Source organism: Streptomyces sp. NPDC091682 (genome assembly GCF_044756625.1).
Taxonomy (GTDB): domain Bacteria; phylum Actinomycetota; class Actinomycetes; order Streptomycetales; family Streptomycetaceae; genus Streptomyces.
This window is the reverse complement of sequence record NZ_JBIVTH010000001.1, coordinates 753,598-776,914: the sequence shown is the minus strand read 5'-3', so window position 1 is coordinate 776,914 and position 23,317 is coordinate 753,598. Positions and strand designations below refer to the sequence as shown.

The following is a 23,317-nucleotide window of genomic DNA, read 5'->3' as shown; positions in this document are numbered from 1 at the left end:
CGCTGCCGATACGACCGATGCCACGGAAGTCTGAAGTCACCGCAGCCACCGAAGTTACTGGAGCGACCGATCCGGCCGCTCCACCGTAGCGCGCGCGGAGCCGATGAGCGGCCAGGTCAGCTGCCCGCGCCCGCTCGGCCCCAGTCCGGCCCTGCCGCCGCCCAGGCCCGGTCCAGACGTATGTACCGCTGATGCATGAGCCTTCGTACGACCAGCCGCCGGACCGTCTCCACCAGGGTGGCCACGCAGATCGCGGCGGCCAGCCCCGCCATCCCCGCGTGGAACACGGCCGCGGACGGGTCGAGCGGCTGCCCCACCAGCCGGCCGCGCGCGTCGGTCCAGATCCGGAACCGCTCGCCGGGACGCGGCGGTTCCTCCGCGGCCGGCACCGTGCCCTGGTGGCTGCTGCCGTCCGGCGCGGTCCACGCGGCCACGATCTGCGTACGGTGCGGGGCCGTCCGCTGTGTCGACGCGTCGGCCGAGGCGTTCGCGGAGGCACCCGCAGCCACCGCCGACTCCGGGGCGGGCCGCAGGACCACCGCCGGGACGAGATGGCGCTCCTGCCGCTGCTGGTGCGCGGCCTGCTGAAGGGTACCGTCCACCCGCAGGCCCGCAACCCAGCCGATGGCCGGGGCCACCACCAGGACGCACACCAGCGCGGCGAACGCCACCCACGCCTCGAAGAGGTCGGTCGGCCGCCGCAGCGGATTGCGCCGCCAACGCCACACACCCAATGCTGTCCGCACGGTCCGGCTCCCCCAACTTGTGCCAGTCTCCGCCTGTCTGCGCCTCTGTCCTGACTGATCCAACGGCTTGGTCGTGCCAGTTGGTTCCAGCCCGGGCGCCGAGCCCCTCGAAGGTGTCAATCCGGGCGGCCGGTCGCCGGTCCGCGACCACCCACCTGCCCCAATCGTCCCACCTGCCTCACCTGTTCCGGGAGGGTGTCGGACGCGTCACGCGAGGACCCGGACCTCGTCACCGACGCGCACCGTACCCAGTCGAATCGGTACCAATTGCCGCCCGAACGCGAGCGACCGACCGATCCGCCGGTGCTTGGCCAAAGTTTTCAGGGGCTCCTTGCCCCGCTCGGCCGTCTCCTGGTCGGTGGTGGTGACGACGCACCGGCCGCATTCGCGCACCCCGCGGAAGACGGCATCGCCGATCGCGATGTGGAGCCAGTCGTCCTCCGCCCACGCCTCGGCCCCCGAAACCACCACATTGGGGCGGAAACGATTCATCGGAAGGGGGCCTTCCTCGGGATGGTCCCCCTGGGCGATCAGCGAGTTGAGCGCGTCGAGCGAGGCGAGCGTGGTGATCAGCAGCGGATAGCCGTCGGCCAAGCTCACCATCTCGCCCGGCAGGGCGTAGTCCGGATCCACCGGACGACGTACTGCCGGATCATCCATGTGCACCAGCCGTACCGGCTCCCCGAGGTACGTGCTGAACCAGTCGGCCGCGGTGGTCGCCGCGGCCACGGTCTCGACCTTCTTCCCGAACAACACCACCGGTTCCAGCGGACCCGGCTCGGGCACTTCCACGAACAGCTCCTGCGCTATGCCCGGCGCCGTCACGGCGATCCCGCCGCCGCCCGCGGGACGGGCCGCGGCCAGGGCGAGGCGGGGATGGCGACGCTGGGTGATGACCGTGCCCTCGGGATCGATCAGTGCCCAACGCCGGTCCCCGGACAGACCCCAGGGCTCCACGACCACCTCGTCGGGAGCGGTCCCCGCTACCGATTTGACGGGATGGACGTGGAGCGCCTGCACGTGCAAGTTCGACATGGGGGCATCCTGTCAGCCCTTTTGCCGCCCGCGCCCCAGAGCCCCGTCAGTAGCCGCGCCCCTGGTACGGGCGGCCGTACGGGTCCTCGTACGAGGCGGCCGGCACCGGTGCGGGCACCTGCATCGGGCGCGGCGCGGCCGGGCGCATCGCCTCGTACCCGGTGGCCATGGCGACCGGGCGGGGCTGCTGCGGCTGGGGCTGCTGCACGAATCCGCCGCGGGCCGCCATCGGCTGCTGCTGCGGGATGTACGGGGCGGGCGCCTGCTGCAGCGGCATCGGCTGCGGAGCCGACTGCTGCTGGTACGGGTATCCGTACCCCGAGGTCTGTTGTTGCTGGGGCTGGGCCGGCGGCAACGCGGGCATCGATGACGCGAGAGCCGGCAGATACCCGCCGCTCGAGTATCCGGCACTCGGGGACTCGTAGGCGGCCGGGACGCGGATCGGGGCGATCTGCGGAGTGCCGCGTTCGGCGACGAGGGAGTCGTAGATGGGGGTGTCCGGGAAGGAGGGCGCGGAGTAGTAACCGCCGCCATAAGTGGAGCGGGGGGAGGTCATGGGACCTAAGTTAAGCCCACGACTTCACCGGGTCCATAGCGAGGTGTCGTCAACCCCGCCCTGACCTGCATATTCGCAGGTCAGAGCCTCACCTTTCACTTGACGTTCACGTGCACGATTCGCCACTTCCGCCCCATCTTGTTGGTACTCGTACTCACCGGTTGGGTGTTGCACCGACTTCGTGCTGACGTAGCGTCACAATGCGGTGACCTCGGATGACTGCGCTTCGGGCGGCAGTTCGCCGTTTCAGGCGTCACTGGGGCGGGCATAGGTCCGACCCTTCCAGGACGCCCCGCGGCCCCGGTAGTGCTGCACGGCCGAGTCCACGGTCATCAGGAGGTACAGCAGCGCGGTGAACGGAAGCAGCGGAGCGAGTGCGGCCGGCTGGCGGTAGTACCGGAGCATCGGCACGTAGGTGCCGGCCATCAGCAGCCACGCCAGGCCGCCCGCCCACGCGATGGCCGGACGCCCGGCCGCGAGGCCCGTCAGCAGGGCGGCCGGGGGCACGAGGTAGACGAGCACCAGCCCGGCCACCGTCCCGGCCAGCAGGAGGGGCTGGTGGCGCAGTTGGGCGTAGGCGCTGCGCGAGACCATCCGCCACAGGTCCGCCAGTGCGGGGTACGGGCGCACGCTGTCCACCCGCTCCGCGAGTCCCAGCCAGATCCGACCGCCGGAGCGGTGGACCGCGCGGGCGAGGGACACGTCGTCGATGACCGCCTGGCGGATGGAGTCGGGGATGCCGGCCCGCACGGCGGTCGTGGTGCGCAGCAGTACGCAGCCGCCGGCGGCCGCCGCCGTCCGGGCGGAGGGCCGGTTGATCCGGCGGAAGGGGTAGAGCTGGGCGAAGAAGTACACGAAGGCCGGTACGACGAGGCGTTCCCACGGGTCGACCACGCGCAGGCGGGCCATCTGGGAGACGAGGTCGAGGTCCGCGGAGGTGGCGGCGGCGACCAATTCGCGCAGGCTGTCGGGTTCGTGCGCGATGTCGGCGTCGGTGAGCAGGAGGAAATCGGGCTCGGTGGCGTGCGCGGTGCGGGCGATCCCGATGCCGTGCCGGAGCGCCCAGAGCTTGCCCGTCCAGCCGGGGGCGGGGTCGCCGGGGTCGGCGACGGTGAGGGGGAGCCCCGGGTTCTCGCGGGCGAGTCGGCGCGCGAGTTCGCCCGTGCCGTCGGTGCTGCCGTCGTCGACGAGGACCACCTCGGCTTCGCCGGGATAGTCCTGGGCGATCAGCGAGGCCAGGCTCCGCGGCAGTACCTCGGCCTCGTCCCGGGCCGGGACGACGATGGCGACGGACGGCCAGCGGGCGGGGGCGGTGCGCGGGGGGAGGCGGACGTCGGTCCGCCAGAACATGCCCCGGGCGAGGGTGAGCCAGAGCCAGGCGGCGAGGGAGGCGTAGGCCGCGCAGGCGGCGGTGAGGAGGCCCATGTCGGCAGTGTGCCGGGCCCCGGCGAGCCTGTCCCGCACCCGGCCCCCCGGGTGCGGCGGCCTCCCGGCGGGGGTGCGGTGGCCTCCGGCCGGGGTGGTGCGCGTCCCGGTGCGGCGGCATCGTGGTGGGGGTCGGGTGTTCCCCGGTCGGGTGCGGGGGCTCTCGGCCCCGTCGTGACGGCTTCGTTGGGGCTGTGCGCCGGGCTCCGGCCGGGCCGGTGCGCATCCCGCGCCCCGGGTGCGGGTTGGTGTGCCGGGCTCCGGTGGGGGGTGGTGGTCCGTGGGTTGGGGGCCCGTCGTGTGCGGGTGCAGGGCCCCGGCGGGGCGGGGGTCGACTAAGGTGGCCGGGTGAAGATCGCGCTCATGGACTCCGGAATCGGCCTCCTCGCAGCGGCCGCGGCGGTACGGCGGCTGCGGCCGGACGCGGACGTCGTCGTGTCCTCCGACCCCGACGGCATGCCGTGGGGTCCGCGCACCCCCGCCGACCTCACCGGGCGGGCACTCGCCGTTGCCCGGGCCGCCGCCGAGCACCGCCCGGACGCGCTGATCGTCGCCTGCAACACGGCGAGCGTGCACGCCCTGGACACCCTCCGGGCGGAACTGGAGCCGGCCATCCCGGTCATCGGGACCGTTCCGGCGATCAAGCCCGCCGCTGCCGCCGGCGGCCGGGTGGCGATCTGGGCCACCCCCGCCACCACCGGCAGCACCTATCAGCGCGGGCTCATCCGCGACTTCGCCGCCGGGGCCCGGGTCACCGAGGTGCCCTGCCCGGGGCTCGCCGACGCGGTGGAAAAGGCCGACGAGGCCGCCGTAGCGGCCGCCGTCGCCGCGGCCGCCGCGCTGACCCCGGTCGATGTGACCGACGTCGTGCTCGGCTGCACGCACTACGAGCTGGTCGAGGGCGCCATCCGGGCCGCGCTCGCCGCGCGGACCCGGGGGGCGGAGCTGGTCTACCACGGCTCCGCCGAGCCGGTCGCGGTCCAGGCGCTGCGCCGCCTCGGGCTGCGACCTGAGCCCGACCTGCCGCGCACGGGCGCACTGACCGTGCTGCGCAGCGGGCGCGAGGGGACCCTGCCCGCCGCCGCGCTCGCGTACCCCGAAGGCAGGCTGCTCGCGGGCCAGGGCGCGCCCGTCGGCTGACGGAGTCGGCCGCCCGGCGGCCCGGCTCATCGAGTGATCACTCCTGGCGAGACGAATCGTCTTGCATGCGAACCGAACCTGCCCTACGGTTGATCGCATAACGAGACGGGGCGGTCCGTCTCGCAACTTTCGAAAGGAACCGCCCTTGCGTGCTCCACTCGCCACCACCCAGATCGTCCTGTCCGAGGTCACCAAGGGATACGACACCCGCGTCGTCCTGGACCGCGTGAGCTGTACGGTCCGGCCCGGCGAGCGGGTCGGCGTCGTCGGCGACAACGGCTCCGGCAAGTCCACCCTGCTCCGGCTCCTTGCCGGACGGGAGCGCCCCGACCGCGGAGAGGTCACCGTCACCGCCCCTGGCGGCCTCGGGCACCTCGCGCAGACCCTCGACCTCCCGCCGACCGCCCGGGTCGGCGATGCCGTCGACGACGCCCTCGCGGACCTCCAAGTCCTGGAGCGCCGGATCCGCGCCGCGGAATCCCTGCTCCACCGGGCCGGCCCCGAGGAACTCGTCGCGTACGGAGACCTCCTGGCCGCCTACGAGGCCCGCGGCGGCCGTGATGCGCGGCGGCGGGTCGCGGCTACCCTGCGCCGCCTCGGCGAACGGGCCGAGCTCGACCCGGACCGCCCGCTCGGCACCCTGTCCGGTGGTCAGCGCTCCCGGCTCGCGCTCGCGGCGGCCCTCGCCGCCGAGCCGGAACTGCTGCTGCTCGACGAACCCACCAACGGCCTCGACGACGAGGCGGTCGCCTGGTTGGAGGAACATCTGCTCGCCCACCGCGGCACCGTCGTCGCCGTCACCCACGACCGGCTCTTCCTCGACCGCGTTACGACCGCCGTCCTCGAAGTGGACCAGGACAGTCGGACGGTACGCCGCTACGGCAACGGCTACGCGGGCTACCGCACGGCCCGCGCCGCCGAACGGGCCCGCCGGGAGCGGGAGTACGAGCAGTGGCGCGAGGACGTGCGGGACGCCGAGCGCCTCGCCGACACCAACATCGGGCGGTTCGCCGCGATCCCGCGGAAGCAGCCGCGCGGCTTCAGCGGGGCCGGCGCCTTCCGTGCCCGGTCCCGGACCCACGGCGCCGCGAGCCGCATCCGCGCCGCCCGCGAACGGCTGCACCGGCTGACCGAGCACCCCCTCGCACCGCCCCCGCGCCCGCTGGTCTTCACCGGCCGGTTCACCGATGGCTCGGGGGGAGTGGTGGAGGTCGCCGACGCGGCCCTGCCGGGACGCCTCGCGCCCGTCTCGCTCACGCTGCCGCCGGGGGAGCGGCTCCTGGTGACCGGGCCCAACGGCGTAGGCAAGTCCACCCTGTTGCACCTGCTCGCGGGAGAACTGGAGCCCGCGCGGGGCGGCGTACGGACCCCGTCGCGGGTCGGGCTGCTCCGGCAGGACGACCCCTGGCAGCGTGAACCGCGCTCCGCCGTCCAGGTGTTCGGCCAGGAGTACGCCGACCAGGTGGCGGGTCACGGACTGCTCGCCCCGGACGACCTCACCCGACCCGTGCGCGCCCTCTCCGCCGGTCAGCGCCGCAAGTTGGAGCTGGCCCGGCTGGTGGCGCACCCCCTCGACCTGTTGCTGCTGGACGAGCCCACGAACCACCTGGCCCCGGCCGTGGTGGAGGAACTGGAGGTGGCCCTGGCCCGCTTCGGCGGCACCCTGGTCCTGGTCACGCACGACCGGCGGCTGCGCGCGGCCTTCCGGGGGCGGCGCCTGGAGCTTCAGCGGGAGCCGGCCACCGCGAGTCGCTGAGCCAGCGTGCGCAGGTCGTCCGCGTCCAGGACCCGGTCCCCGAACCCGGGCAGCGGCACGTGCAGCGCCGCCGTCCAGTGTTCCGGGACCGCCCCCTGCCCGTACCGGGCGCCGGCCAGGGCCCCCGTCACGGCGGCCACCGTGTCGGTGTCCCCGCCCAGGTCCACGGCGGCCCGTACCGCCTCGGCGAAGCCGGTGGTGGTCCGCAGCGCCCACACGGCCGAGCCCAGGCAGGGCCACACCGCCCCGTTGAACTCGGTGGCCAGCTCCGGATGCCAGTCGGGGGCGAGCACGCGGCCGTACCGCTCGCGGTGGGCCGGGTGCACCGCGGCGAGCGTCGCCGGGAGCGCGGCCAGCGGGTCGGCCCCCGCCAGGGCGACGCGGACGAGCTCGTGCAGGATCGCGGTCCCCTCCCAGGCGGCCCGGTCGCCGTGCGTCAGGGCCGCGATCCGCCGGGCGGCCCCCATGGTCCCCTCCCGCCCGGCGGGGGCGAAGTAGACCGCGGAGGTGGCGGCCCGCATCAGGGAACCGTTGCCCGCGGCCCGTGCGTTGATCTGGAAGTGCAGGGCCGCGGCGAGCTCCCAGGACCCGCCGTTGGTCAGCACGTCCTCGGTCTGCAGCCCGATGTCCTTGGGCTGCCCGGCGGCCCAGCGCTGGAACCGGCCGAAGACGTCGGGGAGTTCGAGACCGCCGCACTCCAGCAGGGATTCCGCGACGAGGACGGCCATCTGCGTGTCGTCCGTGGCCTCACCGGGGTCCCAACCGCCGCCCCCGGCCATCTCGGCGCCGCGCGCGGTCAGTTCCCCCGCCGCCCCGAACTCGTAGGGCGCCCCCAGCGCGTCGCCCGCCGCCGAGCCGAGGACGGCTCCCACGGCCCGGTCCAGTCGGGTGATCACCGGGTCTCCTCCCCGCACACGGCCGCCAGCAGTTCGCGCGCGAAGCGGTCCAGGTCGTCCAGGCCCGCCGCCGCCAGGGTGGCCGGGGCGCCGGCCAGCAGGTGGGGGACGGCGCCGTGCAGGGCGAGGGTCAGCGCGCGGGCCCGCGTCGGCCCGGCGGGCAGTCCTGCCGCGCGCAACAGGTACGCGTGCGCCGTGAAGTCCGCCGCCGCGACCGGGTCCAGCACTTCGGCCAGCCAGGGCCGGCGCGCCGCCTCGGCCTGGAGCTCCAGATACGCCAGTACGCGGCTGCGGCCGGGCCCGGCCACGTCCCGCAGCAACCCCGCGAGCAGCGCCGCGAGCTGCGTCGCACCGGCGGGCCCCGGTCCGGCCCCCGCCAGGGTCTGCGTCAGCGCCCGGTACTGCTCAGCGCAGCGTTCGGCCGCGGCCCGCAGTAGGGCGTCGCGGGTCGGGAAGTAGTTCTTGGCGGTGCCCGTCGGTACTGCGGCGGCCGCGTCGACGGCCCGGTGCGTCAGCCCGCGCCCGCCCTCCTGCGCCAGTACGGCAATGGCCGCGTCCCGCAGCCGGTCCCTCCGGTCCTGATTCACATTGCCAGCTTAACCACAGCCGTGGTACCACAGGTGTAGTACCACATCTGTGGTGGTTGTTGATCGTGCGGCGAAGGGGCGGGCCATGGGCGGAACCTGGAGCGGGCAGGAGCAGGAGCAGGAGCAGGAACAGGAGCAGGACCGGGCTCCGGGGCACGGCGCGGGCACGGCCGTGGTCGTCGGCGCGGGGGTCGCCGGACTCGCCACCGCCGTCGGCCTGCGTCGTGCGGGCTGGGAGGTGACCGTCCTCGAAAGGCGCACCGCGCTCGAACGCTACGGAACCGCCTTCGGCATCCACCCCACCGCCCAGGCCGCGCTCGACCGACTAGGCCTCGGCGACGCGCTGCGGTCGCGGGCGCTCCCGTACCGGGGAGCCCGGATCCGGCGCCCCGACGGGCAGGTGCTGGCCGCCCTCCCGCTCGAACGGATCGAGCGCCGGGCGGGCCGCCCCGAACTGCTCGTCTCCCGCCCCCACCTCATCGACGCGCTGCTCGCCGCGCTCGAACAGCTCGGCGGCGAGCGGATCGCGTACGGCCGGCACCTCACCGACCCGACCGCACTCACCGCAGACCTGGTCGTCGGCGCCGACGGCATCAACAGCGCGGTCCGCACGTCGCACTTCGGCCGGGCCGCCGGCCCGCGCCCGATCGGCGCGGACGCCTGGATCGGCATCGCCGGATTCGAGACCGGCCTGCACGGCGAGACCTGGGGCGCGGGCCGCTTCTTCGGCATGACCCCCGTAGCAGCCGGACGCACCAACTGGTACGCCGTCGTTCCCGGGGCCACCACTGCCCAGGAGGTACGGGAGGCCTTCGCCGACTGGCACGACCCCGTCCCGCGCGTGCTGGCCGAGACCGATCCCGCGACCTGGATCCGGTACGAGGTGCGGCACCTGTACCCCGCGCTCCCCAGCTTCGTCGCCGACGGCCGGATCGCCCTCGTCGGCGACGCCGCCCACGCCATGACGCCCCACCTCGGCCAGGGCGCCTGCACGGCCCTCCTCGACGCCGAGGCCCTGACCCGCGCCGTTGCCGCGGCCGGACCGGCCGGACCGGCCGGGCTGCCCGGCGCCCTGCGCGCGTACGACACCGAGCGCCGGCGCAGCGCCCAACGCACGGCCTTCGCCTCCCGGAACCTGCACCGCTTCATGACCGGCTGCCACCCGGCCCTGCGCGATGCGCTCGTCCGCGGTGCGGGAGCCGCACTGCACCGACTGGGCGAGAGACGGTGGCGGGCAAGCGGAACGTGAGTACGCTGCTACTCATGACGGGTCACCCTCCGGGTCCGCTCTGGGCGGGCCGCGCCTCCAACCGCGTGCAATGGCTGCTCGCCGCCGTCGGTGCGGCCTGCATGGCGCTCGGCATCGAACTCGCCGTCGACTACGCCTGGACCGCCGGCATCATCCCGCTGCTCATGTCCGTGATCGGCTGCCTCGCCGTCGGACTGCTCATCCTCTACGGCACCCTGGCCTTCGTGCACGTCGCCGTCACCGTCGACGCCGAGGCCCTGGAAGTGCGCTGCGGCCACATGGGGGTGCCCCGCCGCAGGATCCGGCTCACGGAGGTCACCTCCGCCGAGTTCGTCCCCAGCATCACCCCGCAGCAATGGGGAGGCTGGGGCCACCGCTGGCGCCCCGAGAAGGGCACCGCGATCATCGTCCGGCGCGGCGAGGGGCTGGCCCTCGTCCTCGGCGACGGCAAGCGGTTCACCGTCACCGTCGACGACGCCGAGAACGCCGTCCGCGTCATCCGAACCCATCTGCGCGCCCTCGCGCGGTGAGCGCGCCCTCCCCCGGTAGGGGTTGGTCCTGCGGAGCGCGGCCGGGCGCTCACCCGTCCGCGAGGTGCGGGGACGTACACTCCGCCAGATGAGCAGCAGTGTCACCCGCACGACCGGGAACGAGCCCTCGCAGTCCGCCGACGGGCCCCGGGCCGACGCGGCCACGCCCCCCGCGACCGCCCGGTCAGCCACGGACCGCAAGGGGCTGTGGCCGTTGCGCGCCCTGCTCGCCGCGCTCTCGGGCGTGCTGCTCTACCTCAGCTTCCCGCCCCGCCCGCTGTGGTGGCTGGCCCCCCTCGCCCTCGCCCTGCTCGCCGGCTGCCTCCACGGCCGCCGCGCCCGGGCCGGCTTCGGCCTCGGGCTCCTCGCCGGACTGGGCTACCTGCTGCCGCTCCTCGTCTGGACCGGTGAGGAGGTCGGTCCGGTGCCCTGGCTGGCGCTGAGCACCCTCGAAGCGCTCCTCATCGGCCTCACCGGCCTCGGTATCGCCCTGGTCAGCCGGCTCCCGGCCTGGCCGGTGTTCGCCGCCGCCGTGTGGGTCGCGGGCGAGGCCCTGCGGGCCCGGGCCCCCTTCGGCGGCTTCCCCTGGGGCAAGCTCGCCTTCGGACAGGCCGACGGCGCCTTCACCCCGCTCGCCGCCCTCGGCGGCACACCACTGCTCTCCTTCGGCGTCGCCCTCTGCGGATTCGGCCTTTACGAGGCCCTGCGCACCGCCCGCCGCCACCCCGGCCGCACCACCGCCGCGCTGACCGCGCTCACCGTGGCCGCCCCGATCGGCGTGGGCCTCGCCGCCCGCCCGCTGGTCTCCGACGCGGCCGAGGACGGCACCGCCGTGGTCGCCGTCATCCAGGGCAACGTGCCCCGCCTCGGCCTCGACTTCAACTCCCAGCGCCGGGCCGTCCTCGACAACCACGCCAAGCGCACCGTCCAGCTCGCCGAGGACGTCAGGGCCGGCCGCGCCCCGAAGCCCGATTTCGTCGTCTGGCCGGAGAACTCCTCCGACCTCGACCCGTACGCCGAGCCCGACGCCCACGCCGTCATCGACCAGGCCGTCAAGGCCATCGGCGTACCCGTCGCCATCGGCGCCGTGGTGGCCCCCGAGACGGGTACGCTGCGCAACACGATGATCCTGTGGGACCCGGTCAAGGGCCCCACCGCGACCTACGACAAGCGCAAGATCCAGCCCTTCGGCGAGCGCATCCCGATGCGCTCCGTCGTCCGCCTCCTCAACTCCGACGTGGACCGGGTGCGCCGCGACTTCGGGCCCGGCAAGGAGCCCGGCGTCTTCGACATGGCCGGAAGCGGCGTCGGCATGGTCACCTGCTTCGAGGCCGCCTTCGACGACGCCGTCCGCTCCACCGTCCGGGCCGGCGCCCAGGTGATCGCCGTACCGAGCAACAACGCCACCTTCGGCCGGACCCAGATGACCTACCAGCAGCTCGCCATGGACCGGATCCGCGCCGTCGAGCACAGCCGCACGGTCCTCGTCCCCGTCACCAGCGGGGTCAGTGCCGTCATCCGCCCCGACGGGAAGATCGTCTCGCAGACCAAGATGTTCACCGCGGACGCGCTGGTCGCCGAGATCCCGCTGCGCTCCGGCCGCACCCCGGCCACGGTCGTCGGTCCGCTGCCGGAATACGCGCTGCTCCTGCTGGCCGCCGGCGGCTTCGGGTGGATCTTGAACCGTCGGATCCGCTCGCGCCGCGCCGCCTGAGGCAGGATTCGGTCCGGCGGCCTCGTAGGGTCGGGGCATGACCACTCCCGATTTCATCCGCCGGATCCGCGCCACCGCCGGGCACCAGCTGCTCCTGCTGCCCGGAGTCACGGCCATCGTCTTCGACGACCTCGGCCGGGTGTTGCTCGGCCGGCGCTCCGACACCGGGCAGTGGGCGGTGGTCGGCGGAATCGCCGAGCCGGGGGAGCAGCCCGCCGAGACCGCCGTGCGCGAGGTGTACGAGGAGACGGCGGTGCGCTGCGTCGTCGAGCGCGTGGTCCTCGTCCAGATGACGGAGCCGATGACCTACCCCAACGGTGACGTCTGCCAGTTCCAGGACATCACCTTCCGCTGCCGCGCGACGGGCGGCGAGGCACGGGCCAACGACCACGAGTCCCTCGAGGTGGCCTGGTTCGAGGTGGACGCGCTGCCGCCGCTGGACCCCTTCGGCCTGGAGCGGATCCACCGGGCCCTGCGCGACGAGCCGACCTGGTTCGAGGCCCCCGCCGCTCTCCCGTAGTTCCCGGACCGTTTCCCGGACCGTTTCCCGGACCGTTCCCGGACCGGTGATGTGAGCTGCGCGGACGTGCGCTGTAAGGTTCCGCTGATTCAAAGCGGTTATCGGACAGTCGTATATTCGAGGAGGCGGTCGGGGGATGAATCCGGGCAGTTCAGCCGGAGTGTCGCGGGCGGGCGGCCGGGGCCGCGCGTCGGCCGGAGCGGCCCCCGGCGGGCGCCTGGCGGTCCTCGACGGGGTGCGGGTCCTCGCCGCGCTCAGCGTGCTCTTCTACCACTACTTCGCCCTCGAAAGCGCCTGGGGGAAAGCGCCGGCGGACATCTTCCCGACCGCCCACCGGCTCGCCGTCTACGGCTGGCTCGGCGTCGAGATTTTCTTCCTGGTCAGCGGGTTCGTCATCTGCATGAGCGCCTGGGGCCGTACGGTGGGCGATTTCGCGGTGTCCCGGGCCTCCCGGCTCTTCCCCGCCTATTGGGTGGCCGTCGCCTTCACCACCCTCGTGCTCTACGCCCGGCCCGAGGTCAGGCAGGTCAGGGCCTTCAGCGACGTCCTGGTGAACCTGTCGATGCTCCAGGGCGGCCTCGGCGTCCCGAACATCGACGACGCCTACTGGACCCTCTTCGTCGAGCTCAAGTTCTACGTACTGTTCGCGATCGTGGTCATGCGCGGCGTGACCTACCGCAATTGCGTCCTGTTCTGTGCGGCCTGGACCCTGGCCGGCGTCGTGGCGCCCTCCGCCGACAACGGTGTGGTGTCCTTCTTCGCGGCCTCGTCCTCGTCCCCGTACTTCATCGCCGGCATCGGCTTCTACCTGATGCGCCGCTTCCGGCCGAACGCCGTCCTGTGGGCCGTCGTCGGCGTCCAGTTCCTCCTCGCGCAGCACTACGTGCACGCCCGCATGATCACCAACCTGGGCCGGGCCGCCACCGAGCGGACGCCCGCCTGGCCCGCGCACCTGATCATCGCCCTGGGCTTCGCCCTCATGGCGGCCATAGCGCTCGGCGCCCTCGACGGGGTCCGGTGGCGCTGGCTCCCGCACGCCGGAGCACTCACGTACCCGCTCTACCTGATCCACATGATGGCCGGGCTGACCATCATCCACCTCTTCCGCCACGACGTGGCGCCCGTCCCGCTGGTCATCGGCGTGATCACCGCGATGCTGCTGCTGGCTTGGCTCATCCACCGGCTCGTGGAACGCCCGCTCGGCCGGCTGCTGCGCGACCGGCTGCGCCGCGGGGTGCAGGACATCCGGTCGGGCACCCCGCGCGGCCCGTCGATCGACCGGCTTCCCGCCCAGCCCTCGGCACCCGACGCGGAACGCGTCCCGGCCGGCCGCTAGGGGCAGGGGCGGGACGCCCACGGCCTCGAGGACCGCAAGGCCTCAGGACCGTGCTTGCCGGTACAGCTGCACCGCCCGCTCGCCCAGGACCGCGCTGTACGAGATCTCCGGGACGCTCCCGCCGCCCTCGTAGCCGCCGAGCACCCCGGCCAGCGCCCCGTTCACCAGCCAGGGGCTGCCGCTGGTGCCGCCGGTAAGGTCCGGGCAGCCGATCCGGCGCTGGGTCGCGGACAGCAGGTCGGTGGTGTTCGCGCAGCGCACCGGGGCCTCCAGGGTCCGTGGGTACCCGATGATCGTAACCTTGGCGTGGTCCGGCTGCTCGGCGGCGACCGGGAAACCGCCCACGAGGTCCTCCACGCTCCCGGTGACCCCGCCGTCCGCCGGGGCCACGGTCGCGAACGCGACGTCGTCGTCCGGGTCCTGGCCGTCCGTCCAGCCCGGACCGATGTAGGTGCCGGTGACCTTCCAGAATCCGTACGGGGCCTTGCCGTCGCGGTAGCCCGGCGCGAAGACGGTGGTGTCCGGGCTCTCCAGGCAGTGCGCGGCGGTGGCGATCACATCGCCCTCCTCGCTGTGCACCACGGAAGCGGTGCAGTGGTGCCCGCGGCCCTGCCCGCCCCCGAAGAGCGCGCCCACCCGGTCGGCGACGGCGCCCGGCTGCGCCCACGCGGTCACGCCGAGCGGCGGTCCGGTGGCGTCGTCGGGCAGGTCCACGCCGATCAACGCGGCCGTCGCGGACAGCGCGAGCAGGATCCGGGACGCCCGCCGCGCACGGATGCGCCGGGCCGGTCGAGGGAGCGTGGAGTGGATCATTTTTCCACCCTGCCCGCCGAACCTATGTCCGGAGGATGGAGTTCCGTATGGATCTCCTGTGAATTCTGTGAAGCTCGTGTGAAACCCGGGGCATGCCCTGACAGGACCCGCTTTGTCGGATGTCGGCAGCCGATCGGGGGCTATCCGCGCCGCTCGTACACGGTCACCCTGCGCCCCCGCACCTGCCGGTCCGCCACCACCGCGAAGTGCTCCCGCAGGACTGCCTCCTTGGCCCTGTCCCGCTCCGCCGACGGGGGCTTCGCCACCTTCTCCGCGTCCGTCACCAGCAGTACCCGCCGCTGCTCGAGCAGCGCCGCCCGGATCCGTACGGGGTCCGCCTCCTCGCCCTTCAGGGTGGCCGAGGCGGCCGGGGACGCGGCCAGCGCCACATCGGCCAGGCCCCCGAACGCGCCGGGCGAGACTAGCGCCGTGTCCCGGCGCGCGGCCGGGACGAACAGCACCGCGTCCCCGTCCCGTTTCAGCCCGGCCACCTCGCCGGCGACCGCGAGCACGTCGTCGATCCGGCTGGCCGGCGCCCGCTTGTCCAGTTCCACCGGCAGCAGGGCCAGGAGCGAGAGACCGGCCGCGCCCGGTATCAGCAGGCCCGCCGCCCTCGGGCGGCGGGGCGCGCAAGCCCGTACGGCGGCGCCCAGGGCGGCGCCGATCAGCAGCGCCAGCCCCACCATGCTGAACAGCACGTACCGGTCCTGGAACAGCGGCTGCACCAGGGACAGCCCGATCAGCCCGAGCTGCGGCACCGCCAGCAGCGGCAGGCCGACCGCAGCCATCGAGAGCGCCCCCCTGCCCGACCGGGCGGAGCGGTCCGGGCGGTCCGCCCACGCGCCCAGCCCGCCGATCGCCAGCAGGATCCCCGGCCCGATCAGCATGTGCCAGGCCAGCGGCGGTATCCAGGACACCTGGTCGGACTGGCCGCGGCTGAACAGGATCAGCGGCAGCGCCCCCGCCACTGCGCCCGCGCCGCACGCCGCCCAGCGCAGCCACACCCGCCGCTCGGCCCGCACCCATACCAGGGTCGCCGCGTGCGCGGGCAGCACCAGCAGGGACAGCCAGTTCAGCAGGGCGCACACCAGCACGGTGGCCCCGTACGCCGCCCAGCGCGGCCAGGCCCGCCGTCTGGGCCCGCACGCCAGGAGCGAGACCAGCAGCAACGTGGAGAGTCCGGCCCCCGCCGCGACCAGCGCGTACGGGCGACCCTCCTGGAGGTAGAACTGGACCGCAGGCAGCAGCCCGAGGGCCAGTCCGCCGCCGAGCCCCGCCCAGAACCCGGCCAGGCGCCGCCCGATCAGCGCCACGCACGCCGCGGCGGCCGAGACGGCCAGCACGGACGGCAGCCGCAGGGTCGCCGTGCTCGCCCCGAAGACCTCGAAGAGGCCGTGCATCAGCAGGTAGTAGAGCCCGTGCACGGCATCCACGTGTTCGAGCATCGCCCATATCTCGCCTGCCGACCGCCCGGCCACCTGCCAGGTCGCGGCCTCGTCCCGCCACACGCTGTCCTGCCGGGAGAGCCCCCACAGACCGAGCCCGAGGGTCCACAGCAGGGGGGCCAGCCACACCAGAACGCGTCGACACCGGGATTCGGCTATGGCGGATATGTCGGAAGGCATGAAGGTGCGCGGATCCTCGGTGCGGGGCGTCGGCGGAAAGCATCAGTCTATGGACGCCACGGACGGTTTCCGGGCCGGGTGTTGTGCACCACGGAGCGTGATCGTCGGGCCCGCCCGCCCCTAGCCTCGCCGCAGGAGCACGAACGAGGGGCGGTACCCGGTGAACTGGCTCATCCACGACTACCGCGAGAGCGATCTCGCAGCGGTGGTCCACCTGATCGACACCACGGCCGAACTCGGCCAGGAGTCCGTCTTCTCGCTCGCCGAGTGCATCGGCGCGCTGACCGACCGCCAGCCCTGTGTGGTCGCCGTCCACCAGGGCGTCCCCATCGGCGCGGCGCTCGCCTGCGTCACCGGCGAACGGGCCTGGGTCATGCGCATCGCGATCGCCGCCGGCTGGCGCGGCCGGGGCCTGGCCAGCGCCCTGCTCGTCGAACTGGAGCGGCGGCTCATCGCCGCGCGCGTCGGCCGCATCGCGTACGTCCTGCCCGAGGAGGACATGCTCGGCGAAGGCCTCCTCAACGCCGGCTACACCCGGCAGCCGGCCGTCGCCTACTTCGAGAAGACCGAGCCGCTGCACGGACCGGCCGCGGGCCTCCTCGACGACCTCGGCGGCCGCTTCCTGCCGAACGACCTGTGGGCCAAGGTCGCCGGCATGGAGAAGGAGAAGGACCTCATCGAACGGCGCGTGGTGCTACCGCTCGCCGAGCCCGAACGGGCCGCCTCGCACGGGGTGCGGCCGCCGCGCGCCATCACCCTCTTCGGCCCGCCCGGCACCGGCAAGACCACCTTCGCCCGGGCCATCGCCTCCCGCCTCGGCTGGCCCTTCGTGGAACTGCTGCCCTCCCGCCTCGCCGACGAGGGCAACCTGGCGGCGGCGCTGCGCGACGCGTTCGCCCGGATCGCCGAGCTGGAGCGCGTACTCGTCTTCATCGACGAGGTCGAGGAGATCGCACCGGTGCGCACCGAGCCCGCGCAGCCCGGCGGGATCCACGGGGTGACGAACGAGCTGTTGAAGCTGATACCGGGCTTCCGGGAGGGCGACGAGCGGCTGCTGGTCTGCGCCACCAACTCCATCCGCTCCCTGGACCCTGCCTTCCTGCGGCCCGGGCGCTTCGACTACCTCATTCCGATCGGCACCCCGGACGCCGGAGCCCGCGCCGCCATCTGGTCCCGCTACACGGCGGGTCGCACGGACGTCGACGTGAACGCCCTGGTGGCGGCCACCGAACTGTTCACACCGGCCGACATCGAGCACGCGGCGCGGATCGCGGCGCAGGTGTCCTTCGAGCGGGACCTGGAGGCGGTGGGCGCGCGGGGCGCGGCGGCCGCGCAACTGGGCGCGACCACGCAGGACTACCTGGCGGCGGTCCGCCAGTGCCGGCCGACGGTGACCCCGGCGATGACGGGCGAGTTCGAGGCGGACATCACCGCGCACGCCCGTTTCTGACCGCGGTTCTGACCCCGGTCCTCACCTCGGTGGGAACCCGCTGACGTCCGTCCCCCGGTTGCGGCGGGGGCGGAATGCGAAACGGCCCGCGGCCGCTCCCCGGAGCGGCCGCGGGCCCGTGCCCCGGGCGGACGGCCGGACCCCTCTCGGCCGAACGGCCGGCACCCGGCTTCGGCTACCGTCACCGCATGGGCTTCGTCATCTTCATGACCCTTCCCGGTCTGGCTCTGGTGCTCACCGCCGTGGCCTTCCTCGACCTGGCACTGGTCCGCGCGGGCCGCGCCGGACTGCTGCCCTGGCGGTGGAACGGCCGCCAGGGGCAGATCTCGGCCACCGGCTTCGAGCAGCTGCACGCCAGCTTCTCGCCGGGCAAACAGAACGAGCTCAAGGAACGGCAGAGCGCGCTCGTCATGCGCGACGACGAGGAGGACGGCGCCCCGCCGCGCACCCGGGTCGACCTCGACGGCGGACTCGCCGTCATCCGGCTGCCCGGCACCGCGGCCGTGCCCGCTACGGGGAACAGCGGTACGTGAAGTCCACCGCGGCCGTGTGCCGTCCGGGCGACACCAGCTGTAGTTCCGCCCTCGCCGGGTAGCTCCCCGTGCCCCGGAAGGTCCACAGCAGGTGCAGCCGGGCCTCCCGCTGCCCGCGCGGTACCCGCTCGGTCAGCTGCTCGGAGCGGGTGCCGTCGCTGCGCACCCACCGGTAGGAGAGGACGCCCGGGCGCCCGTTGGTCGCCACGACGGCCACCACATCGGCTGCCGCATCACAGGCCGGGCCCTTGGGATCGGTGCTCACGGCCACGTCCCGGACCTCGATGCCGGGCCCCAGCCGCTGCCACCCGAGGTACGCGAGGACCGCCGCCAGGACGAGCGCCGCGAGGGCGTACCGCCGCAGCCCGGCCAGGCGCCGCCGGGTGGGCGGCGCGACGGCCCGCGCGACGTCGAGGGGGAACGGCGCGGGCATGGCCGCGGTGACCCCGGGCCCGAACCGGAGCACGGAGCCCTCGACCCGGTCGGGAGCCACCTCCTCGGGCGCCATCCGCTTGGTCGTGTCCGGGGGACCGCTGAACCAGTGGCTGCCGAGGACGGTGGCGCTGTAGTCGTCGCCCTCGGGGGCGCCGGAACCGCTCATCGGGGTACCTCCTGGCAGCGCTGCAGGTACTGCGAGGCCGACGCGGACTTGTTCCCGGCGGTGGGCTTGGTGGTGACGCGGACGCCGCCGTAGCAGCCGCCGCCGCGCGTGAAGGTGTGGGACCTGACCACCGCGGCGGTCGAGCCGGCCGGGACCACGAACGACTCCGGATCGCCGGAGGGGACGGTGTAGGAGCCCTGCGCACCGTCCTGGAACCACTGCACCGTCACGGTGACCGAGCCGGTCCCCTGGGAGCTGACCGAGATGGCCGCGTCGCCGCGGTAGATGCCGGGCTTGAGCGACACGGAGACGTCCGTGACCTTCAGCGTCGGCGTAGGAGTCGGCGTCGGGGTCGGCGTGGGCGACCAGCTGACCGTCGGCTTCGGGGTGGGGCTCGTCGACCACGACGGAGAGGGGGTCGGAGCCCCGGACCCGGACGCGGACGGCGAGGGGCTCGGGGACGCCGAGGGGCTCGGACTCGGTGACGGGGAGGCCGAATCCGTCGGGCTCGGGCTCGGGCCCGCGCTCGGCGAGGCCGACCCGGGCGGGGCCGACCCGGGCGGGGCCGACCCGGGCGGGGCCGCGCTCGTCGTGGCGAAGGCGCTCACCGCCGAAGCCGCGTCCGGGGCCGCGCCGATCGCGTCCGTTGTCAGGACCAGCACGGTTCCCAATACCAGCGCCACGCCCGCCGCGAGCCAGCCGCGGCGCCCCGGCGCCCAGCCGGAGCCGCCGGGCACCGTGGTCGTGGCGACCGCCGTGGTACCGGCCGCCGGGCCGCCCGCCGAGGGGAAGAGCAGCGGCAGCAGGGCGGCCAGCGCCGCCAGCTTGCGCTGCCCGCGCTCCTCCCACTCGGGCCCGTACGCCGCCAGTGCCACGCCCTCCAGCTCGGCCACGAACGCCTCGGCGTTCTCCGGCCGCTGCTCGGGCGCCTTCGCGAGGCCGCGCCGGATCAGCGGACGCACGGGCTCGGGGGCCTCCGTTTCCGGCACCGGCGCCTCGATGTGCTGGACGGCCAGCTCGGCGAAGTTCTCGCCGTCGTAGGGCTTGCGGCCGGTGAGGCACTCGAAGAAGGTCGCCGTCGCCGCGTACACGTCGGCCGCCGGCGAGGCCGGCCGGCCCTGCCACTGCTCGGGAGCCATGTAGGCGGGGGTTCCGGCCACGCCGGGCGTGCTGCCCCGGTTGGCCGCGATCCCGAAGTCCACCAGCTTCGACGAGCCGTCCGGTGCGACCAGTACGTTCTCGGGCTTGTAGTCGCGGTGCACGACGCCCGCGCGGTGCGCCGCCGCAAGCCCCAGCAGGGACCCCTTGAGGACCACCAGCGCGGCCTCGGCGTCGGCCCGCCCGGACTGCTTCAGCAGCGCGCGCAGGGAGATGCCGTCCACCAACTCCATGACGATGGCCGCGCCGCCGGACGCCTCCACGTACTCGTAGAGCCTGACCACGTACGCGGTCTCCAGCCCGCCCAGGAGGCGGGCCTCGGCCCGGAACTCCCCGACGAACGCCGGATCCCGGCGGAGCCGGTCACTGAGGTACTTCACGGCGACCGGGGTGCCCGTGCCGTCGTGGACGGCGAGCACCACGCGACCGCTGCCGCCCGAGCCGAGCTCACGGACCTCGGTGTAACCGGGGACCGACCATGCCGCCCGCTTGTCGTCCATCGTTCCTGCCCCCTACCTGCCTGCCGTGTGGCGCCGCCGCATCGCTCGGACGACCGGTTCCGGACCGGCGTCCACCGGCCCTCCCCGGGCCGGACGCCCCATGGGACGTGGTTTCCGCCGTGGCCGGTTCCCAACCACGGCGGACGGCTCAGGCCGCGGCCGAGACGGCGCCGATCATGGCGTGCAGCCGGTCGGCCGCAGCCCGCCCGAAGGCCGGATCGTTGATGTGCGTGTCGTAGTCGTAGAGCCTCGTGGTACTGCCCCGCAGACCCTCGCGCAGTGCGGAGAACAGGGCCCGGTCCGCGCCGGGGTCATGGTAGGGCCCGCCCGGTGCGCCGAGCGTGGACAGTCCACGGAGCGGGACGCACACCGCCGTGGGGCCGCTCGCCGCGCACAGTTTCGCGGCGACCCGGCGGCCGAGCTCCGCGCACTCGGCCGCGGTCGTACGGGTCACCGTGATCGACGGATTGTGGACGTGGACGCCCCGGTCGCGGACCTGCCGGGGCAGGCTCTCCAGCGGGCCGAACTTCACCATGTCCAGCGCCCCCAGGCTCACCACCTGCGGGATCCCGGCCCGCCCGGCCGCACTGAGCCGGTCCGGGCCCGCGCTGAGGATGCCCCCGCACAGGTCGTCGGCGAGCTCGCTGAGGGTGAGGTCGAGGACGCCCGCGAAGACCCCCTGGCCGGCCAGGGTCTCCAGGGTGCGGCCGCCGGTGCCGCTGACGTGGAAGACCAGCACCTCGTAGCCGAGTTCCGTCAGCCGCTCGCGCGCCGCATCCACCCCGGCCGTGGTCACGCCCGCCATGCTCGCCGCGACCAGGGGGCGGTCGCCCCCGCCCAGCCGGGGCGGCCGCCCCTGCGCGGAGCTGCGGGCGTGGGCCCGGGCCATTCCGGTGATCGCCGCCACGGCGTTCGCCAGGACCGGCGCGGAGACGCTGTTGATCCCCGCGATGTCCACCACGCTGTACATCATGGTGATGTCCGAGGAGCCCACGTAGGGGCGGACGTCCCCGGACGCCATGGACGAGACCATCAGTTTTGGTACGCCCAGCGGCAGGGCGCGCATCGCCCGGGTGGCGATGGAGGTGCCGCCGCTCCCGCCGATGGCGAGCACTCCGTGCAGCCTGCCCTCGGCGTGCAGTCGTAAGAGGGTCGCCTCCGCGCCCTTCGCCATGGTGGTCACGGCCGCACCCCGGTCGGCGGCCGTGCGCAGGTCCGACAGTTGCGTTCCGGCCGCCCGGGCCACCGCTTCACGCGGTACGTCGGCGGCCACCCGGGGTTCGCCCACGATCCCCGTGTCGACCAGAACCACTTCGACGCCGGCGCGCAGCAGCCCCTCGCGCAGCCAGCCGTACTCCACACCCTTGGTGTCCAAGGTCCCCACCAGCACGACGCTCGTCATGTGTGCAATTTCCATGCAGGTAAGGGTGTTGGCAAGTGCAAGTGTGGGTCAAACCCTCAGGAGCCCCAACAGTCGTTCCAAGAACGGGAGTTGGGATGGGATCAGCATGTTTTGCGCCAGGGGCGGAGCAAACCAGGCCACCCGGTCCAGCTCCGGGAACTCCTGGACGTTTCCGGAATGCGGAGGCCACTCCATCGTGAACGTCCCGGGCACCATCAGCGCCGGATCGAGATCCGCCTCCACCGCCCAGATGGTCACCAGCTTTCCGCTGGTCAGACGTACCTCGCCCAGTGGCAGGTAGTCGCCCTCCGGCGGGGGCAGCCCGATCTCCTCGGTGAACTCGCGGCGGGCCGCGTCCCGCGGGGTCTCCTCCGGGCCGTATTCGCCCTTGGGGATGGCCCAGTCCCCGGCCTCCCGTCCGGCCCAGAGCGGGCCGCCCATGTGTCCGAGGAGCACCTCGACACCCGACTCCGGCTCCGGACCGGTCCGCCGGAAGAGGAGCAGTCCGGCACTGCGTTTGTGTGTCATGGGTACATCCATGCCCCGTACGGATCCCGGCCAGTGACGCGGACGTGCGTTCTGCCGTCAGTGGTCGTGCGGGCCCTGCCGGTGGACCGGACCGTGCGCGTCCGCGCAGTGCGCGTCGGAGGTGCCCCCGCCCGTGCGGCCGACCGTGAGCAGGGACTCCTGCGCGTGGTCCACCTGGAGGGTGGTGTGCGTGATCCCGTACTCCTTGTGGAGCAACTGCTCCAGGTCCCGGCGTACGGCGTGGCAGTCACCCGCCGGCTCCACCAGCACGTGTGCGGACAGTGCCGCCTGGCCCGAGGTGATCGTCCAGATGTGCAGGTCGTGCACCTCGGTGACGGGCGGGTGCCCGACCAGCCGGTCGCCGACCGCGTCCGGGTCCACGTGGGCCGGGGCGGCTTCCAGGAGGATCCGGCCGGACTCGCGGACCAGCCCGTAACCCGCCTTGACCATCAGCACCACCACGACCAGCGTGGCGATCGCGTCCGCCTGCCGGAAACCGGTGGTCAGCACGATCAGACCGGCGACCGCGGTGCCGATGAAGGCGAAGAGGTCGTTCAGGATGTGCTGGTAGGCGCCCTCGACGACCAGCGTGGAACGGTTCGCCCGGGAGATGCACCAGGCCGCGGCGACGTTGACGACGATGCCCGCGAGCGCCGTCACCACGACCAGCCCGCCCTCCACCGGCGGCGGGTCCAGCAGCCGCCGCACCGCCTCGTACGCCAGCCAGACCGCCAGCAGGATCAGCGTCAGCCCGTTCGCCTGGGCGGAGAGTATCTCCGCCCGCTTGAGGCCGTACGTGAAGCCGCCGCGGGCGGGGCGCGCGGCCAGCCGCATGGCGATCAGCGCCAGGACGATCGAGACCGCGTCGGTCAGCATGTGGGCCGCGTCGGAGATCAGGGCCAGCGAATTGGCCATGACGCCGATGACCACCTCGACGGCCATGAACCCGCCGATCAGGGCGAGCGCGATCGCCAGCCAGCGCCGGTCGGCATCGGCCGCCACGCCGTGGCTGTGCCCGCCGGGCCCGTGGCCGTGTCCTCCGGGTCCGTGGCCGTGGTCGTGACCCGCGGACCCGTTCCCGCGTCCGTTCCCGGTCCCGTGTCCGTGGTCGTCGTGCGCGTGGCCGTGCCCACTCATGGCGTCCCCCGTCTCGTCGCGGCACCCGTGTGTTCGGTTCCGTCGCGTGAAGTGAAGCGCACCCCGGCGGGATCGGCAAA

General features: G+C 73.9%; 22 protein-coding genes. 9 read left to right on the top strand and 13 right to left on the bottom strand.

Annotated elements, in window-relative coordinates:
* Positions 1-116 precede the first annotated feature (116 nt).
* From ACIQK6_RS03760 to ACIQK6_RS03745, 4 genes are all read right to left on the bottom strand, one after another.
* Positions 117-746 (bottom strand): hypothetical protein, encoded by a 630-nt coding sequence (locus ACIQK6_RS03760; protein WP_329105286.1) that lies wholly within the window; start codon positions 744-746, stop codon positions 117-119.
* Between the two features lie 207 nt (positions 747-953).
* Positions 954-1,781, bottom strand: coding sequence for an MOSC N-terminal beta barrel domain-containing protein (locus ACIQK6_RS03755; protein ID WP_329105288.1), 828 nt, complete (start codon positions 1,779-1,781; stop codon positions 954-956).
* A gap of 46 nt (positions 1,782-1,827) precedes the next feature.
* On the bottom strand, positions 1,828-2,337 hold the full coding sequence (locus tag ACIQK6_RS03750; protein WP_329105290.1) for a DUF6643 family protein: 510 nt from the start codon (positions 2,335-2,337) through the stop codon (positions 1,828-1,830).
* A 246-nt stretch (positions 2,338-2,583) separates the two neighbouring features.
* A complete protein-coding gene (locus ACIQK6_RS03745; protein ID WP_329105292.1) occupies positions 2,584-3,762 on the bottom strand; it encodes a glycosyltransferase in 1,179 nt (392 codons plus the stop codon).
* A 348-nt stretch (positions 3,763-4,110) separates the two neighbouring features.
* On the opposite strand from ACIQK6_RS03745, the gene ACIQK6_RS03740 reads away from it, so the two are divergent.
* Both ACIQK6_RS03740 and ACIQK6_RS03735 read left to right on the top strand, forming a co-directional pair.
* The gene (locus ACIQK6_RS03740) at positions 4,111-4,902 is read left to right on the top strand and encodes an aspartate/glutamate racemase family protein (protein WP_329105294.1); all 792 of its coding nucleotides are present in this window, start codon (positions 4,111-4,113) and stop codon (positions 4,900-4,902) included.
* Positions 4,903-5,047: 145 nt separating this feature from the next.
* Positions 5,048-6,658, top strand: coding sequence for an ATP-binding cassette domain-containing protein (locus ACIQK6_RS03735; protein WP_402694224.1), 1,611 nt, complete (start codon positions 5,048-5,050; stop codon positions 6,656-6,658).
* On the opposite strand, the gene ACIQK6_RS03730 is transcribed toward ACIQK6_RS03735, so the two are convergent.
* Together ACIQK6_RS03730 and ACIQK6_RS03725 are read right to left on the bottom strand one after the other, a co-directional pair.
* Positions 6,628-7,551 carry an ADP-ribosylglycohydrolase family protein gene (locus ACIQK6_RS03730; protein ID WP_329108172.1) on the bottom strand — a complete coding sequence of 308 codons (924 nt, stop codon included), beginning with the start codon at positions 7,549-7,551 and terminating at the stop codon, positions 6,628-6,630. The two genes, ACIQK6_RS03735 and ACIQK6_RS03730, sit on opposite strands and share 31 nt — an antisense overlap.
* Positions 7,551-8,141 carry a TetR/AcrR family transcriptional regulator gene (locus ACIQK6_RS03725; RefSeq protein WP_329105300.1) on the bottom strand — a complete coding sequence of 197 codons (591 nt, stop codon included), beginning with the start codon at positions 8,139-8,141 and terminating at the stop codon, positions 7,551-7,553. The genes ACIQK6_RS03730 and ACIQK6_RS03725 overlap by 1 nt, the downstream gene beginning before the upstream one ends.
* 52 nt (positions 8,142-8,193) lie before the next feature.
* On the opposite strand from ACIQK6_RS03725, the gene ACIQK6_RS03720 reads away from it, so the two are divergent.
* The 5 genes from ACIQK6_RS03720 to ACIQK6_RS03700 all read left to right on the top strand — a co-directional run bounded on the left by ACIQK6_RS03720 (position 8,194) and on the right by ACIQK6_RS03700 (position 13,490).
* Positions 8,194-9,390 carry an FAD-dependent oxidoreductase gene (locus ACIQK6_RS03720; RefSeq protein ID WP_402694223.1) on the top strand — a complete coding sequence of 399 codons (1,197 nt, stop codon included), beginning with the start codon at positions 8,194-8,196 and terminating at the stop codon, positions 9,388-9,390.
* 14 nt (positions 9,391-9,404) lie between these two features.
* Positions 9,405-9,920, top strand: coding sequence for a hypothetical protein (locus tag ACIQK6_RS03715; RefSeq protein WP_329105304.1), 516 nt, complete (start codon positions 9,405-9,407; stop codon positions 9,918-9,920).
* An 88-nt stretch (positions 9,921-10,008) separates the two neighbouring features.
* On the top strand, positions 10,009-11,634 hold the full coding sequence (lnt, locus tag ACIQK6_RS03710) for an apolipoprotein N-acyltransferase (RefSeq protein WP_402694222.1): 1,626 nt from the start codon (positions 10,009-10,011) through the stop codon (positions 11,632-11,634).
* 37 nt (positions 11,635-11,671) lie between these two features.
* The gene (locus ACIQK6_RS03705; protein WP_329105307.1) at positions 11,672-12,154 is read left to right on the top strand and encodes an NUDIX domain-containing protein; all 483 of its coding nucleotides are present in this window, start codon (positions 11,672-11,674) and stop codon (positions 12,152-12,154) included.
* A 136-nt stretch (positions 12,155-12,290) separates the two neighbouring features.
* Positions 12,291-13,490, top strand: a complete 1,200-nt coding sequence (locus ACIQK6_RS03700; protein WP_329105309.1) for an acyltransferase — start codon at positions 12,291-12,293, stop codon at positions 13,488-13,490.
* 42 nt (positions 13,491-13,532) lie between these two features.
* Here the strand turns inward: ACIQK6_RS03700 and ACIQK6_RS03695 are convergent, their stop codons facing one another.
* Positions 13,533-14,303 carry a trypsin-like serine protease gene (locus ACIQK6_RS03695; protein ID WP_329105311.1) on the bottom strand — a complete coding sequence of 257 codons (771 nt, stop codon included), beginning with the start codon at positions 14,301-14,303 and terminating at the stop codon, positions 13,533-13,535.
* Positions 14,304-14,443: 140 nt separating this feature from the next.
* Positions 14,444-15,928, bottom strand: coding sequence for a hypothetical protein (locus tag ACIQK6_RS03690; protein WP_402694221.1), 1,485 nt, complete (start codon positions 15,926-15,928; stop codon positions 14,444-14,446).
* A gap of 160 nt (positions 15,929-16,088) precedes the next feature.
* Between ACIQK6_RS03690 and ACIQK6_RS03685 the strand changes: the two genes are divergently transcribed.
* Together ACIQK6_RS03685 and ACIQK6_RS03680 are read left to right on the top strand one after the other, a co-directional pair.
* Complete coding sequence (locus ACIQK6_RS03685) at positions 16,089-17,378, top strand: ATP-binding protein (RefSeq protein WP_402694220.1); 1,290 nt, start codon at positions 16,089-16,091, stop codon at positions 17,376-17,378.
* Between the two features lie 188 nt (positions 17,379-17,566).
* Positions 17,567-17,911 carry a DUF6191 domain-containing protein gene (locus ACIQK6_RS03680; protein WP_329105317.1) on the top strand — a complete coding sequence of 115 codons (345 nt, stop codon included), beginning with the start codon at positions 17,567-17,569 and terminating at the stop codon, positions 17,909-17,911.
* On the opposite strand, the gene ACIQK6_RS03675 is transcribed toward ACIQK6_RS03680, so the two are convergent.
* The 5 genes from ACIQK6_RS03675 to ACIQK6_RS03655 form a co-directional block, all read right to left on the bottom strand.
* Entirely contained in the window at positions 17,889-18,512 is a 624-nt protein-coding gene (locus ACIQK6_RS03675; RefSeq protein WP_402694219.1) for a hypothetical protein, read from the bottom strand. The two genes, ACIQK6_RS03680 and ACIQK6_RS03675, sit on opposite strands and share 23 nt — an antisense overlap.
* Positions 18,509-20,170, bottom strand: a complete 1,662-nt coding sequence (locus tag ACIQK6_RS03670) for a serine/threonine-protein kinase (protein WP_402694218.1) — start codon at positions 20,168-20,170, stop codon at positions 18,509-18,511. The genes ACIQK6_RS03675 and ACIQK6_RS03670 overlap by 4 nt, the downstream gene beginning before the upstream one ends.
* Before the next feature lie 148 nt (positions 20,171-20,318).
* A complete protein-coding gene (locus tag ACIQK6_RS03665; protein ID WP_329108174.1) occupies positions 20,319-21,572 on the bottom strand; it encodes a Tm-1-like ATP-binding domain-containing protein in 1,254 nt (417 codons plus the stop codon).
* Positions 21,573-21,620: 48 nt separating this feature from the next.
* Positions 21,621-22,100, bottom strand: coding sequence for an NUDIX domain-containing protein (locus ACIQK6_RS03660; protein ID WP_329105322.1), 480 nt, complete (start codon positions 22,098-22,100; stop codon positions 21,621-21,623).
* 57 nt (positions 22,101-22,157) lie between these two features.
* Positions 22,158-23,237 (bottom strand): cation diffusion facilitator family transporter, encoded by a 1,080-nt coding sequence (locus ACIQK6_RS03655; RefSeq protein WP_329105324.1) that lies wholly within the window; start codon positions 23,235-23,237, stop codon positions 22,158-22,160.
* Between the last annotated feature and the right edge of the window lie 80 nt (positions 23,238-23,317).

Coding starts and splice junctions, on each gene's coding strand:
- ACIQK6_RS03755 (WP_329105288.1), bottom strand. CDS start 1,781: ATGTCGAACTTGCACGTGCAGGCGCTCCACGTCCATCCCGTCAAATCG.
- ACIQK6_RS03750 (WP_329105290.1), bottom strand. CDS start 2,337: ATGACCTCCCCCCGCTCCACTTATGGCGGCGGTTACTACTCCGCGCCC.
- ACIQK6_RS03745 (WP_329105292.1), bottom strand. CDS start 3,762: ATGGGCCTCCTCACCGCCGCCTGCGCGGCCTACGCCTCCCTCGCCGCC.
- ACIQK6_RS03715 (WP_329105304.1), top strand. CDS start 9,405: ATGACGGGTCACCCTCCGGGTCCGCTCTGGGCGGGCCGCGCCTCCAAC.
- lnt (WP_402694222.1), top strand. CDS start 10,009: ATGAGCAGCAGTGTCACCCGCACGACCGGGAACGAGCCCTCGCAGTCC.
- ACIQK6_RS03705 (WP_329105307.1), top strand. CDS start 11,672: ATGACCACTCCCGATTTCATCCGCCGGATCCGCGCCACCGCCGGGCAC.
- ACIQK6_RS03700 (WP_329105309.1), top strand. CDS start 12,291: ATGAATCCGGGCAGTTCAGCCGGAGTGTCGCGGGCGGGCGGCCGGGGC.
- ACIQK6_RS03695 (WP_329105311.1), bottom strand. CDS start 14,303: ATGATCCACTCCACGCTCCCTCGACCGGCCCGGCGCATCCGTGCGCGG.
- ACIQK6_RS03690 (WP_402694221.1), bottom strand. CDS start 15,928: ATGCCTTCCGACATATCCGCCATAGCCGAATCCCGGTGTCGACGCGTT.
- ACIQK6_RS03680 (WP_329105317.1), top strand. CDS start 17,567: ATGGGCTTCGTCATCTTCATGACCCTTCCCGGTCTGGCTCTGGTGCTC.
- ACIQK6_RS03675 (WP_402694219.1), bottom strand. CDS start 18,512: ATGAGCGGTTCCGGCGCCCCCGAGGGCGACGACTACAGCGCCACCGTC.
- ACIQK6_RS03670 (WP_402694218.1), bottom strand. CDS start 20,170: ATGGACGACAAGCGGGCGGCATGGTCGGTCCCCGGTTACACCGAGGTC.
- ACIQK6_RS03665 (WP_329108174.1), bottom strand. CDS start 21,572: ATGACGAGCGTCGTGCTGGTGGGGACCTTGGACACCAAGGGTGTGGAG.
- ACIQK6_RS03660 (WP_329105322.1), bottom strand. CDS start 22,100: ATGACACACAAACGCAGTGCCGGACTGCTCCTCTTCCGGCGGACCGGT.
- ACIQK6_RS03655 (WP_329105324.1), bottom strand. CDS start 23,237: ATGAGTGGGCACGGCCACGCGCACGACGACCACGGACACGGGACCGGG.